The following is a 13,447-nucleotide window of genomic DNA, read 5'->3' as shown; positions in this document are numbered from 1 at the left end:
AAGACTACTCAAATACGCTAGGCTCAGTTAACAAACGACGTAAACTTGGTTTTTCAACACATGGAGCATCAAGAGCGTCTTGAAAAGCTTGCCATTGCTCATCGTTTAGCGCAAAAAGTTTTCGATTTGTTAAAGTGTCTTGTGCAGCTTGCAAGCCATGTTCAAGCAGAAATTCACTAACATTTTTATGACTTGCTGCTGCTGCTTGCTGTAAAAGCTTTTTAACGCTAGAGCTAGTACGGATATCAATTCGTTCAGTCCTAGATTCGGTTAGGTGACTCATACTTTTAATTAGGCTATTCTCTCTAAACCAAAGTTAACATACACACATTGTCCTGACAATAAGTAGGTCAACAGGTGTAATAAGCCGTATTTTTACACAATCTTTCTTTAGACATAAATTTTTTTCCTTTGTACTTTTGTTACAATTATTGATATTTTTACTTAAAAATAACACTATGGCTTTATATGCTGAATTACATAGACACCTGGGCGGCTCGGTTGTACCCCGTGTTTTATGGCGATATTTTGAGCGACATTCTTCTGAATTGATTTCCCGCTTTGCTGACTATTCAGAATTTGAAGATTTTTACACCCGGCCACGCAATACCCTAGATGAGTATTTGGAATTGCACACCTTGGTAGAAAGTGTGCAAACTGTAGAAACTTTGCCTTACTTTATCTATCGCTTGGTGCGGGGTGCTTATATTTTTGAAAATTTGGCTTATCTGGAACTGCGCTACACGCCATATTTACGGACACCTGAGCATCTGAGTCAATCGCAAAGAATTGACAAGATGGCAGAAATTGTGGAAGTAGTAGGAAAAGCTAGTCATCCGCCAGAATATCCAATTGTCAGTAGCCAAATCCTGTGTATGCACTCGCGCCTACCTTATGAGGTGAATAAGGCGATTGTTGATTTGGCAGTGCAAAACAAACATTATGTTTGTGCGGTAGATGTAGCAGGTGGTGATAGCTATTATGCCGATCGCTTAGAAGAATGGATTAGTCTATATGATTATGCGCGATCGCAGGGCGTTAACACCACCGGACACCTCTATGAAACCACCGCTGGTTGTTACCCACAACTATTACCCTATCTGATGCGGATTGGTCACGGTATCCAAATTCCCCTACTATATCCAGAGTTACTCAAGGATGTAGCTAGACGTGGACAATGTTTAGAAGTTTGTCCTACAACTTACATCAAAACTGGTACTTTACAGGATATACGTCAACTCAAATTAGTTTTTGACCGATGTTTTGATGCTGGGGTAGACATCGCTATTTGTACGGATAACGCCGGTTTGCACAATGTGCGTCTACCATTTGAGTATGAAAATCTTTTAACTTACGACATTATTAACTTTGAACAGCTGCAAGCTTGTCAAGATGCAGCTTTCCGTCATGCTTTTGCTTGGCCCTACAGTCAACGTCCCGCATCTATGTTGAGTGGGTTGCTAAAACCTGAATCTCCTAAAGTATTAGTGATGGGGGATATTAATTAACAGTCAACAGTTAACAGTAAACGGTAAACAGTCAAGATAATTGGGTTAAAGGGGAACTACTATATTGGTGCTCACTTGTAACTGAACACTAATAACCCAAAGCCGATTAGTGTCAAGCGCTATCTGCCAGGTTTAAATCCCCCAACTGTTTACTGTTTACTGTTCACTGTTAAGGGGGTGCTCACTTCCAACTGAACACTAATAACCCAAAGCCGATTAGTGTCAAGCGCTATCTGCCAGGTTTAAATCCCCCAACTGTTTACTGTTTACTGTTCACTGTTTACTGATTTAATTATGCGCCAACACCTTCTGTAGCACCACCAGCAGTCTTCCAGGCAGAAAGACCACCTTGAATTTCAGCTACTTCAACAAATCCAGATGCTCGCAATACTTGGGCAGCTTGGGCTGATTGCTCATCATTTTCGCCATAAATATAGATATGGCGTTTTGTGTGCAGAGAAGATTTGGCTCTAGATGCCAAGTTATCTAATGGGATAGGAATTGCCCCAGTGATATGACCATGATTGTAGGTGTGGCGATCGCGCACATCAACAATTGTAAAACCTGGTTGACCCCATTCCAAACGGGTCTTGAGATCATGAACATCAGCAACTAAATTATTACTCATAAGCTTTTCCCGCTTATAACCTCACAAGCAATTTATCAAACATCCCCTTTTTATCGAGCTTTCTTTACAATTAATAAAAATTTCGATTGAGGCATAAATAAAATTTCTTATCCTATTCAGTAGTTGAAAAGGAGGATAGGCAATACTTTCCTTCATCAGCACTTCTTATCTCCTTTGTGGTCAGGGAAAAAGTTAAAGGGTAAGGGGTAAATTTCAGCCTTTCCCTTTTGCCTTTCTCCCTTAATCGAAAGGTATTGGGAGGACAGGAGGATAAAGAATTAAAAAATCCCCCCACTCCCCTTGTTCCCAGAAGCTATAAACTATTATTTATGGCATCTACTATTCAGGCTTTACCAACAGAAGTCGTATATCTCATTACAGCTGGAGAGGTAATCGACTCTTTCGCTTCTGTGGCGAGGGAATTGGTAGAAAATTCCCTTGATGCAGGTGCAACGCGAATTGTGGTTTCTTTATGGCCGCAGCAGTGGCGCATCCACGTCGCAGACAATGGTTGTGGGATGAACCTAGATGATTTGCAACAAGCAGCCACAGCCCACAGCACCAGCAAAATTCGCTCTAGTGCAGATTTGTGGAAAATTAACAGCTTGGGGTTTCGGGGTGAGGCGTTGCATAGTTTGACAACGCTAGCAGATTTAGAGATTTTGAGTCGTCCCGCAGGTGGAAACTTAGGCTGGCGGGTTATCTATGGTAATAGCGGTAAAGTTGTCCAAGTAGAAGCAACTGCGATCGCTCCTGGTACAGTTGTTGTAGTTTCTAATCTCTTCGGTAGCTCATCTCGTCGTCAGGGATTGCCATCAGCAGCACAGCAAATGAAAGCTGTGCAAGGGACAATTCACCAAATTGCTCTGTGTCATCCTCACGTTACTTGGCAAGTTTGCCAAAATGACCGTCAATGGTTCACTATTTGTCCCGCGACCACAACAGGAAAATTACTACCGCAGATTTTACCCCAAGTCCGACAGGGTGATTTGCACGAGGTGAAACTCGAAGTCCCCAACCCTGCAAACTCAGAACTCAGCACTCAGCACTCCTGTACAGACGCGATTAATCGCGTTTGTACTCCTAACTCAGCACTCTCATTAGTTGTAGGATTACCAGACCGCTGTCATCGCCATCGTCCAGATTGGGTACGAGTAGCTATCAACGGACGGATGGTAAAATCGCCGGAACTAGAGCAAACGATTTTATCGGCCTTTCATAGAACATTACCACGCGATCGCTATCCAATTTGTGTTCTGCATCTTGCCATTTCTCCCGACCAAATCAACTGGAATCGCAATCCAGCAAAAACCGAAATTTACCTCAATGAACTGAGTTATTGGCAAGAGCAAATAATCCAAGCAATTAACCAAGCACTCCGCATCAGTTCTGCAAATCTTAAAGAAGCTGTCCACATAACACGAGTTGGTAAATTACTCAAAGCCGCAGAAGCAAAAGGCGGTTACAACTTTAATCCTCAAAATCCTAATGAAGGCAACGACACTCAGCACTCACTCAAAGCTATTGCTCAAGTTAGCAACACCTACATTGTGGCTGAGCATCCTGGTGGTATGTGGTTAGTAGAACAACACATAGCCCATGAGCGAGTTTTGTATGAGCAATTGTATGATAACTGGCAACTTGTACCTATTGAACCGCCAATTATTCTTTATCAATTGTCGTCAGCGCAAGTGTCGCAACTACAACGCATCGGTTTGGATATAGAACCCTTTGGCGAACAACTTTGGGCAGTCCGTACCTTACCTACACTTTTACAGCAGCGAGAAGATTGTGCAGAAGCAATTTTAGAACTTAGTTGGGGAGGCGACTTACAAACAGCCCAAGTAGCTGTAGCTTGTCGTAGTGCCATTCGTAATGGTACACCCATGAACCTGCAACAAATGCAGACACTTTTAAATGATTGGCAACGCACTCGCAACCCCCGCACTTGTCCCCACGGACGCCCTATTTATTTATCATTGGAAGAGTCAGCTTTAGCGCGGTTTTTTCGACGTAATTGGGTGATTGGTAAAAGCCACGGGATTTGATTTTCAAATCGAAAGCTTTTTATTAACGCTAGAAGTTCTTGAGGATTCTTGGGGTACTTTTAAATCGGCATCCTCGTTAAAGTAGTAGTAGCTGTAGGGTTCATTTTTAGTAATCACACCATTCACTACCTGTCCCAGCACATTCTGGCCAGATTTTTCCAAAAGTTCTTTAGCAAAAGCTGCATCAACCGAATTAACTACCCCTGGACGAACTACGAACAAAACACCGTCAGCCATTTGACCCAGAGTAGCAGCATCAGCAGCAACGTTTAATGAGGGAGCATCAATAATAACAAAATCGTAGTTGGCAGCAAAAGTTTCCATTAACGCCGCCATACGTTTCGAGTCTAACAGAGAGCCTGGACTAGGAGGCATTACTCCAGAACTCAAAACATCTAAGTTACCCATAACTTTTCTGATAGCTGTTTTGATTTCAGCTTGCCCAACGAGCAAATTGCTTAGACCTTCATTATTCGTCAGTTCCCAAATTTTATGTTGAACTGGACGGTGCAAATCTCCATCTATTAGTAATACTTTACGCTCCGTCTGAGCCATTGCTACAGCCAAATTAGCGGCTACTGTTGACTTACCTTCTTTAGGTACAGAACTAGTGACAACGATAACTTTTAGCTCTTTATCGGCACTCATAAACTTCAGATTTGCTCTGAGCATTCGGTAAGCTTCACTCATGGGAGAACGAGGAGTATCTCTAACAACAATCTGGCTATACGACTCCGGTTCTTCATGACCACGAATAAATTTTTTCGATTTGCTAGCGGCAGGAATTACCCCTAACAAAGTCAGTCCTAGCAATTCTTTTGCCTCATCAACAGTCTTGATAGATTTATCCTTTGCTTCCAAAAGATATATAGTCGCCAGAGATGCCAGACTAGCCAAGAAACCTGCACTCAAATAAGTAATTATTCGAGAAGAACTTGGTTCTTCTGGAACTTCAGCTTCGGATATAATTCTTGCATTACCGATGCTTTGATTTTCAGCTATTCGGCTTTCTTGAAGCTTTTGTAGCAGAAGTGAATAGGTAGATTGAGCACCTTGAACTTTACGTTCTAACTGGCGCTGTTGTTGTTCCAATCTCGGCAGATTGTTCAAGCGTTGCTTATAAGAAAGTTGTAACCTAGATAAGGTAGCAGCCTGGTTTTCCAAACCCAAACGATTTGACTCTAATTCCACAAGCCTTGCAGAGAGTTGCTGTTGCAATTGCCCTAGTTGAAAGTTTTTGTTTAGTTGTGGTTTATTCGTTCCTGCAACCATTGCTATCCGTTGTTGCAACAGCATATTTAAAGACTGTAATTTGTCCTGTAAATCTAAGATTTGCGGATGGCCGTCCTGCAAAACAGTTCGTCTAGCTGCCAATTGCGATTCTATCTGTTGGGTTTCTTTAAGAATATCTTGCACCCCTGAAACCTGACTGAGGGAAGACATTATCACTGCTTGCTGGGAGTTCATACCCAATAACTTGCGAACTTCTTGAGACTGTGCATTAACATCAGCAAGTCGAGATTGAGTTTCACTCAGTTGTTTTTGTAATTCTCCAATGACTTCCACTGCCTTAGTGACTTCTTCTTGTAAAGAAACAACTTGGTACTTTTCTTTAAATCTTGCTAGTTCTGCTTCTGCTCGTCTAACAACTAATTCTGCATTTGGCAGCTGTTTTTCGATAAATTTGCGTGCCGATGCTGTTTCGGCTCTGAGTGAAGATACGTTTTGCTCTAAATAAAGTTCCATCAGAACATTAACAATACTTGCAGCTTTGTCTGGTTCTAAATCTTGATAAGATACTTTCAAAACATCTGTTTTATTGATAGCATTTACTGATAAACTTTCGAGAAAATCTTTAGACTTTAAAGGCAATCCTTTACTGTCTTTAATGTCAAGCTTTTTTATAGTTTTTTGCACAATTGGAAGAGAACGTATGACTTCTGCTTCTGTATTAAGGGGATTAGTTTGATTATCTTCTGTTACTGGTTGTAGTTTTCCAATTTCTGCCCCTAATCCTGTTAATGCCGAAGTAACATTTGTTCTTTGAAACCTGATTTTTCCTTCTGCTGTATATGAAGGCTTCTTGAGAAAATATGAAGCTATAATTGTCAGAAATAAAACGGATAAAAAGACGGTTAATGCAGGTGTGAAACGACGCTTGATAACTTGGATAGTTTTTTCAAGATTTAAAGAGTTTTCTGGAGTTTCCATAATAAATTTTTGATTGATGTTTACTAAAGATGGGGTTGATATTTTTAATTGTTATAGTGAATTGCTGTAATTCCATCAACAACTCTCTCTAAATCTTTATGTGTGAGATTTGAACCAGAAGGCAAGCAAAGACCGTGTGCAAATAAATCTTCGGCTACTACACCACCAAAACATTCGCACTCAGCAAATACAGGCTGGAGGTGTAAAGGTTTCCACACAGGACGAGATTCAATTTGCTGTTTGCTAAGTGCGATGCGTACTTGTTCTCGATCTGCGCCAAAAGCTTTGGGATCTATTGTCAAACAGGTTAGCCAGCGAGTAGCGCGTCCATAATTAGCTTCTGGCATGAATTCTATACCTGGCAGATTTTCCAAAGCAGAGGCATAAATTTCAAAGTTGCGACGTCTGGCTGCTACTCGCTCATGCAAAACATGCAATTGACCGCGACCAATACCAGCCAAGACGTTACTAAGGCGATAGTTGTAACCAACTTCTGAGTGTTGATAATGGGGAGATGGATCGCGTGCTTGGGTTGCTAAAAAACGGGCTTTTGTTACCAATTGTGTATCTTCGGAAACCAACATCCCACCGCCAGAGGTAGTGATAATTTTATTGCCATTAAAGGAGTAAATACCAATACGCCCGAAAGTTCCAGGTGAATGTCCTTTGTATGTAGCACCTAAAGCTTCAGCAGCGTCTTCAATTAAGGGAATGTCATATTGATTACAAGCTTTGAGAATTGGCTCGATATCTGCACTTTGACCATATAGATGTACAAGTACAACTGCTTTGGGTAATTTACCAATCCGATCGCAGTATTCTAGCGCTTCCTGTAACAATTCAGGATTCATGTTCCAAGAAGTGCGATCGCTATCAATAAATACTGGTTTGGCCCCTTGATAAATTATCGGGTTGGCAGTAGCAATAAAGGTAAGGGTAGAACAAAAAACTTCATCCCCAGACTCAACCCCCACTAATCGCAAAGCCAAATGTAAAGCAGCTGTCCCAGAACTGACAGCAGCAGCATAACCGGCCCCTACTACTTGACAAAATTCCTGCTCAAAAGCATCGACATGGGGCCCAACAGGAGCGATCCAGTTTGTCTCAAAAGCTTCTTGAACGAATTTTAATTCGCGATCGCCCATGTGAGGTGTGGAAAGCAGAATAGGTTTAATCATTGTGTGTAAGGGCAATATTCCCAAATGATGGCTGAGGGTTTTACCAGCCCAAATAGTTCACTGCATAATCTAAATTCGTGTGCTATCTAGTAACTTACATTTTCCGTTCAGGCATTTTCCAGTCTCAAGGTCGAACTCATAGTGATGACTAAGACACCGCAGGATTCCTCCCGGTAAAATCTCGCCCACTTCTTGCAAATCAACACCAGCATGAGGACAGTAGCGCTGTATTTTATAAGTTTGTCCTTCAGAGTGAATCGTAATTTGCTCTTGGGAATCCATTGAATTTTCATAATCTTCTACAGCTTGTAAAGATTGAGGACAAGCAAATTTCAGTAGTCCCAGAAGATGGTCGTTATAAATATCTGGATCGCGCCAAGCCACAAATCGCAGCGAGAGAAAGAAGTCTTCCCAAGGCAATCCATGCAATAAAGCTGGTAGCCATCTTGATGCAAAACGATAACCGTAGCTGCACTCTCCGATCTCGTTATATACGCCTTCATAACCAGGTCGAAAATCTACCGCCCATTTGCCACCGCCTGCTCCTGTAATATCGAATCCAACCCTCATGTCGATTTTGTGGTTGAAGTAAGAATTCATTGCCAAAAGACCTTGGAAATACTCGCGGAATGGTTTCCAAAGAGATTCTGTAGGTTCTGGATAGCGAGCTTTAAAGGCAGCGATATGAGTGGCTTTTTGCTGGCTGTAGTTTTTTATGTAAGAGTCGCGATCGCTAAACGAAAAGTCAGCCCAGAAGGGATCAGGCTGTTTAGATTGTTGCATCACATCAAATACATCACCTGGCAGCAAAATCATGGTGTTATTCACGCCCTGGTGATGCAACCAGTTTACTACCTGCTGTTGGTCTGGAAAAATTCCATTTTCTATTTCGGAATTTGCCCAAGCCAGTTCTGGATCGAGAAAACAAGGTGGCCCGGCAAAAGGGATGGCGGTTACTGGCTTTACAGATGCGATCGCTCGCTCTAGATAGCTGAATTTAGCCATACGCTTGCGATCGGAAAGTTCTTGTTTGCGCTCTTGGGAATACTCATAGCATACGGGATACCAAGAAGCCCCTGCGCCTTGTAGTGTTAGAACATCAATGACTCCACCAACTTTTGTACGAATGCTGCAAAGTTGTGCTAACGACAAGCGAGCATCGTTGAGGTTCAGCAATGTCTTCCCATCGCCCACAATTACCACAGCTGCATCGTGGTTCATGGGTGAATCTTCGGTTACGAAAAATACACTTATACCCTCCGCCAGTTGTACTGGTTGCCACTGTGGTATTTCAATAATGTTCTTTAAACCTGTGCTAGCAATTTTTTTCTTTAATATAGGCGAAGGGTAGCACGGAATAATTACTGGTGTATCTGGTGGTAGTTGGGCCAGAAACCAAGGATCAACATGGTCTAAATGTTCATGGGAAAGAGCGATCGCAGTTGGTTGAAGTAATGAGGGTGTTATTAAGTGTTGGTTACTTGGATACTGAAACCATGACCCAAGAAACGTCCCTTCTGGAGATAGCCAAGGATCGATAAGAACTGTAGCATTATTGGTTTCTACCTTTAAACCTGCGTGACCCAGAGAGGTAACTTTCATAGTTTTTACCCAGTAATCAATAGGTTAAATTTGCAGAAATTAGGCATTTTTTAACCATGCTTTTACATTAGTTTCTTTAAATACTTTTAGCAAACTTTTTCTTCTTGTTATATAACTTATTCCTAAAAAAATCATGAATACTGAATTGGAATACACTATTAAAATCCGATAACAAATATTTAATATTTGTATCAGATAAATCGTATTCTAAAGTACCATTAAAGGCATCTTTGACAAACCGTGGTAATTTAGCATAATACTTTTCCTGATAGGACACAGTATCAAAACTAATTTCGTTTGTTAACAAATATAGAAGATAGGGAAAATTTACACCAACTGAAAGAGAACCCATCAGAGATTGCCAAAACCTGGGATTGATTTCAATCACCTTAAAATTTCCATTCTTAGAATCAAATCTCAAGTCTAGATGGGCGACACCACTCCATTTGAGTGCTTTCATAGTTCTGCTGACTATATCAATCACAGAAGAGTTATGGACAAACTTTAATTTATCAATCTTGGGAGAGAATCCTCCCTCTACTCCTAAAGGTTGTTGTATTGTGTAAGCAATTACCTGCCCCTCAAGACACAGAACATTACAATCTATATCGTAGCCATCTATATATTCTTGAACAATATAGACTTCGCTTTTATTGTCAATAACACTCTGAAAACCCTCTTCCGAGAAAGCATCAAACTTCTGTATATTTTTACCACCACTACCATTAGTTGGCTTGATTATTACAGGATACTTAAAAGCGCTAGCGTCTTCAATTGAATTGAGCAAAACTGTTTCAGGTATTGGGATATTATTCTGCTTCAGCGCTAGGCTGAACTTCCATTTATCAAAAGCTGTATCTAAAGCATCATAGCTGGGTAATGCTGCTACCTTACAAAACTTTGATAACTTATCCCTATGTTTAGAAACGAACTTAAAACCTGCTTCCGAAGCCGGAATCACAATCTCTATTTCTGCGTTTTCTATGATTTGAATCACCTCATTTAAATACCCCGGTGAGTTCATTTCATACTTTGAGAAAAGCAAATTATCAATAAAGTTGGTTTTATTGTAAAACACACTCCAAGAATCATTATTAGATACTTGGTCTGAAGCAACAATCATGTTGATATTAAATTCTTGCTTACCTTCCTTCAAACATCTGACAACGTAGTAAGCCAGAGGATTGTTAGATTGATCGGGAATTAAAACTGAGATTTGTTTGGTTTTCATTTACTATAATCCTCCTGAAAAACTTGTAAATCTTGATTGTTTGACTCAGAATAAACGCAATCAATATGAGAAGTAGAGAGCAGAATTTATGATGTTATGAGTATTCAGCATGAACGATAAGCAGGAAAAAAGCCTGACTCTAGCAATGCTGACGCTGTTACTCCCAAAAATTTCGCTCTTAACTTTACCAAGTGATGATATTTCTCTTCATCAGCTATCAGACGCAATGTCATAAATGGGTGAGAAAGTTCAGAAAAACCTGCTTTGAAAATATACAATTTATCTTCCATAGAGCCACCCAATCCACCGCCTAAGTGCAAAAATTCATTCCCGCGTTCCTGGGCCCAGGTTCGTGCATAGTCTGTCTCTAAGCTACTTGGTGATAGGTGAACAAACTGATTTTTTGTACCACCTAGCGTGCTTTGGACAATTCCACAACATTCTGTATACAAACCAGCGCAAGCAACCTGATTTTCATATTCAACAATACATAGATGAAGGCTCGCGCCTAACAAATCATTCATCTGGGTGAAGTATTCAGAATTAAATGAGTAGAATCCTGTTGTGGCACTAACACGTCCCATCGTTTCCTCATAGATGGCAACAAATTCATCTAAATAATCTGAGAATGGAACCATCTTGGCAATCATTCCCATACGCTTACACTTATTAATAGTGCTGCGATGCCCTTTTCTTGTTTTGCTCCATAAGTTAGAAATCCTCAAATCAACTGAGACTGTTTTCCCATTTATTGTCAAAGTTCCTGCTTTAAAAGCTGTGGTGAAATTTTCATTGAGAATCGGATGCAAACGAAAGAAAGCAGAGCATATTCCCCTAGAGCGAAATTCCTGTTTAATATTATCTAGAGCCGCATCTGGAAACCCTGGTGTATTAATAGCTGCTTCACTCAGCAAGATTCCTGCATAGGCGTAGGGTGATAGAACGTCAAAAATTTCCTGTTCATCTGTCCCATCAGGTACTACATCCTCGCAACTCCGTACCAAGTAAGGTACAAAGAGCATCTTCTCTCCGTCGGATATCAAAATAGCCTCAGCAATTGTGCGAAGTCGGTTCGCTTCTAAACACAAGTATTCAGGCAAGTGATAAATATCATGCCGTAACTTTTTTAAAGAGTCTGACCACAAAGGGTCTGATAAACTGATAACTTGAATATCCATAGATTTCTCAAGTTCTTAGAACTTTGCTCAGGTGCTTAAGTAGGGAGTATATGAATAATTCCATCAACCTAATTCATAATTTTGAGTATCTTCCGTCTGACCACACAACAGGAAATACTGCTGGATCATTGTAATCAGGATTGCCGTTAGGTAGTTTCCGACAGATACGGTCAAGAAAGTGATGAATCTGCTCCTTTTTATCATTCCAGAAGGGTTGATAATGGTTGTCATAGTCTTGTAAATATAAAGCAAATGCCAAGCGGGCTGAATTACTGTAGTTAGGATAGCTGCCGTGAATAGTCCAACTATGATGAAAGCTGATCTGACCTTTCTTCATGATCATGGGGACTTGAAAAATCTCTCGTTTCTCTTGAACAAATTTCTTTTCTATCTCTTTGAGATTCTGGTTATTAAAGCAGCGCATATGTTCGTTACCTGACCACTTATGACTGCCATCGATCACAATTAATGGTGCTCTATCAGCACTAGAGTCGTGTAAAGGAATCCAAGCAGAAAGCATTTTATTAGAGGTGCAGTTAGAAGAGTAAGCATGATCGGTATGCCAGCCAACTACTCCCCCACTTTCATTGGTTATAGGTGCTTTATAGACTAACGTATCTTCAAACAGCCGAATTCCTTTAGTTCTAGCTAACGTAGCAGCGATCGCTCCAATAATCGGCTGAAGGGCAAGCTTGCGTAGTTCTTTATTTCGATAAGAAACATGTTGATTATTACGTACAGCATCACCATCTCCAGGCTGCCAATCGCTGTAACCAGTGCTATAAGGAAGATTGTTATCTCGCTCTCCACTATAGAACCTTTTGCTACCTAAAATTGCTTCGTCAATAATCTCATCAGGAATGACTTTTTTGGAAATATACCAACCATGTTCTTCATAAAAAGCGACATCTTCCTCGGTTGGTAAAAGCGCTAACTGTTCTTCTGTTAAACGCCGGGTGAGAATTTTTGTCATCTCAGTTTGTGGGAATTGTGTAGACATGATTTGAGCATGAATCATATATTTTGAGATTTCTAATGTTACTTAAGTTGTCCGATAAATTCTTCTGAAGAAATATTGCCTTCTTGGTCAATTCCTTCTTGTTGCAAGACTTTAAAAATCGTTAAAAACAAAATTTTCAAGTCCAACCATAAGCTCCAATTATCGATATACAAGATATCTAGTTGGAATTTTTTTTCCCAACTAATGCCATTGCGACCCTTGACCTGAGCTAAACCTGTGATGCCTGGTTTCACTTTATGGCGACGTGCTTGTTCAGGGGTATAACGGTCAAGATATCTGACTAATAAAGGACGTGGCCCTACAAAGCTCATGTCTCCTTTAACAACGTTCCAAAGTTGTGGGAGTTCATCAAGACTTGTTTGACGCAGGAATTGACCGAAGGCTGTGAGGCGTTGTTCATCAGAAAGAAGATGTCCTTCGGCATTGCGTTCATTTGTCATAGTACGGAACTTATAGAAGTTGAAAATACGAGCATTCTGACCAGGACGGGCTTGAGTGAATAGAATTGGCTGCCCCATACGGAAATAAATAGCGATCGCCACACTCAGCAGTAAAGGAGAAAGAACAATCAAGGCGATCGCTGCTAAAACTCTATCTAATACAGCCTTGATCAATCTGCTATTCTTTGTTAGGCCATTGCCCCGAAAATATCTAGCTCTCATAGATCCACTCTTTTCTCAAAGAATCAAAACAATAGGGAAGATGATATTTTGTACAAAAATGAGTAAATGCATATCTGCATTTATGTTTCAAAAAATCTCTTGCTCTTTATAAGCAGGACTTACGCAAAATACCTCTCAAACTCTCATTCCTCTGTGCCCTCTGTGCCTCTGCGGTTTGAT

At 40.6% G+C, this 13,447-nt stretch carries 11 protein-coding genes; 2 read left to right on the top strand and 9 right to left on the bottom strand.

Features of this window, described 5'->3' with window-relative positions; translation table 11 throughout:
- Positions 1-4 precede the first annotated feature (4 nt).
- Positions 5-283, bottom strand: coding sequence for a type II toxin-antitoxin system TacA family antitoxin (locus tag FNW02_RS21295; protein ID WP_191759499.1), 279 nt, complete (start codon positions 281-283; stop codon positions 5-7).
- A 175-nt stretch (positions 284-458) separates the two neighbouring features.
- On the opposite strand from FNW02_RS21295, the gene FNW02_RS21290 reads away from it, so the two are divergent.
- Entirely contained in the window at positions 459-1,508 is a 1,050-nt protein-coding gene (locus FNW02_RS21290) for an adenosine deaminase (RefSeq protein WP_191759498.1), read from the top strand.
- Between the two features lie 292 nt (positions 1,509-1,800).
- Here FNW02_RS21290 and FNW02_RS21285 read toward each other — a convergent pair whose 3' ends face one another.
- A complete protein-coding gene (locus tag FNW02_RS21285; protein WP_191759497.1) occupies positions 1,801-2,136 on the bottom strand; it encodes a rhodanese-like domain-containing protein in 336 nt (111 codons plus the stop codon).
- A 329-nt stretch (positions 2,137-2,465) separates the two neighbouring features.
- On the opposite strand from FNW02_RS21285, the gene mutL reads away from it, so the two are divergent.
- Positions 2,466-4,184: a DNA mismatch repair endonuclease MutL gene (mutL, locus tag FNW02_RS21280; RefSeq protein ID WP_191759496.1), complete on the top strand. Its 1,719-nt coding sequence runs from the start codon at positions 2,466-2,468 to the stop codon at positions 4,182-4,184.
- 3 nt (positions 4,185-4,187) lie between these two features.
- Here the strand turns inward: mutL and FNW02_RS21275 are convergent, their stop codons facing one another.
- From FNW02_RS21275 to FNW02_RS21245, 7 genes are all read right to left on the bottom strand, one after another.
- Positions 4,188-6,395, bottom strand: coding sequence for a GumC family protein (locus FNW02_RS21275; protein WP_191759495.1), 2,208 nt, complete (start codon positions 6,393-6,395; stop codon positions 4,188-4,190).
- A 44-nt stretch (positions 6,396-6,439) separates the two neighbouring features.
- Entirely contained in the window at positions 6,440-7,573 is a 1,134-nt protein-coding gene (locus FNW02_RS21270) for a DegT/DnrJ/EryC1/StrS family aminotransferase (RefSeq protein WP_191759494.1), read from the bottom strand.
- A 69-nt stretch (positions 7,574-7,642) separates the two neighbouring features.
- Positions 7,643-9,175 carry a Rieske 2Fe-2S domain-containing protein gene (locus tag FNW02_RS21265; RefSeq protein WP_191759493.1) on the bottom strand — a complete coding sequence of 511 codons (1,533 nt, stop codon included), beginning with the start codon at positions 9,173-9,175 and terminating at the stop codon, positions 7,643-7,645.
- Between the two features lie 76 nt (positions 9,176-9,251).
- Positions 9,252-10,406, bottom strand: a complete 1,155-nt coding sequence (locus FNW02_RS21260) for an ATP-grasp domain-containing protein (protein WP_191759492.1) — start codon at positions 10,404-10,406, stop codon at positions 9,252-9,254.
- A 104-nt stretch (positions 10,407-10,510) separates the two neighbouring features.
- Complete coding sequence (locus FNW02_RS21255; protein WP_191759491.1) at positions 10,511-11,584, bottom strand: FemAB family protein; 1,074 nt, start codon at positions 11,582-11,584, stop codon at positions 10,511-10,513.
- A 73-nt stretch (positions 11,585-11,657) separates the two neighbouring features.
- Positions 11,658-12,602, bottom strand: coding sequence for a phytanoyl-CoA dioxygenase family protein (locus FNW02_RS21250; protein WP_348535426.1), 945 nt, complete (start codon positions 12,600-12,602; stop codon positions 11,658-11,660).
- 20 nt (positions 12,603-12,622) lie between these two features.
- Positions 12,623-13,267, bottom strand: coding sequence for a sugar transferase (locus tag FNW02_RS21245; protein ID WP_191759490.1), 645 nt, complete (start codon positions 13,265-13,267; stop codon positions 12,623-12,625).
- Positions 13,268-13,447: the final 180 nt, after the last annotated feature.

Origin of the sequence: Komarekiella delphini-convector SJRDD-AB1 (assembly GCF_014831675.1) — a bacterium.
Taxonomy (GTDB): Bacteria; Cyanobacteriota; Cyanobacteriia; order Cyanobacteriales; family Nostocaceae; genus Komarekiella.
Note: the sequence above shows the minus strand (reverse complement) of the source record. Positions and strands in the feature narration are given on the sequence as shown.

What these genes read in the sequence shown, in the direction of transcription:
- FNW02_RS21295 (WP_191759499.1), bottom strand. Translation starts at nt 283, where the DNA reads ATGAGTCACCTAACCGAATCTAGGACTGAACGAATTGATATCCGTACT.
- FNW02_RS21290 (WP_191759498.1), top strand. Translation starts at nt 459, where the DNA reads ATGGCTTTATATGCTGAATTACATAGACACCTGGGCGGCTCGGTTGTA.
- FNW02_RS21285 (WP_191759497.1), bottom strand. Translation starts at nt 2,136, where the DNA reads ATGAGTAATAATTTAGTTGCTGATGTTCATGATCTCAAGACCCGTTTG.
- mutL (WP_191759496.1), top strand. Translation starts at nt 2,466, where the DNA reads ATGGCATCTACTATTCAGGCTTTACCAACAGAAGTCGTATATCTCATT.
- FNW02_RS21275 (WP_191759495.1), bottom strand. Translation starts at nt 6,395, where the DNA reads ATGGAAACTCCAGAAAACTCTTTAAATCTTGAAAAAACTATCCAAGTT.
- FNW02_RS21270 (WP_191759494.1), bottom strand. Translation starts at nt 7,573, where the DNA reads ATGATTAAACCTATTCTGCTTTCCACACCTCACATGGGCGATCGCGAA.
- FNW02_RS21265 (WP_191759493.1), bottom strand. Translation starts at nt 9,175, where the DNA reads ATGAAAGTTACCTCTCTGGGTCACGCAGGTTTAAAGGTAGAAACCAAT.
- FNW02_RS21260 (WP_191759492.1), bottom strand. Translation starts at nt 10,406, where the DNA reads ATGAAAACCAAACAAATCTCAGTTTTAATTCCCGATCAATCTAACAAT.
- FNW02_RS21255 (WP_191759491.1), bottom strand. Translation starts at nt 11,584, where the DNA reads ATGGATATTCAAGTTATCAGTTTATCAGACCCTTTGTGGTCAGACTCT.
- FNW02_RS21250 (WP_348535426.1), bottom strand. Translation starts at nt 12,602, where the DNA reads ATGATTCATGCTCAAATCATGTCTACACAATTCCCACAAACTGAGATG.
- FNW02_RS21245 (WP_191759490.1), bottom strand. Translation starts at nt 13,267, where the DNA reads ATGAGAGCTAGATATTTTCGGGGCAATGGCCTAACAAAGAATAGCAGA.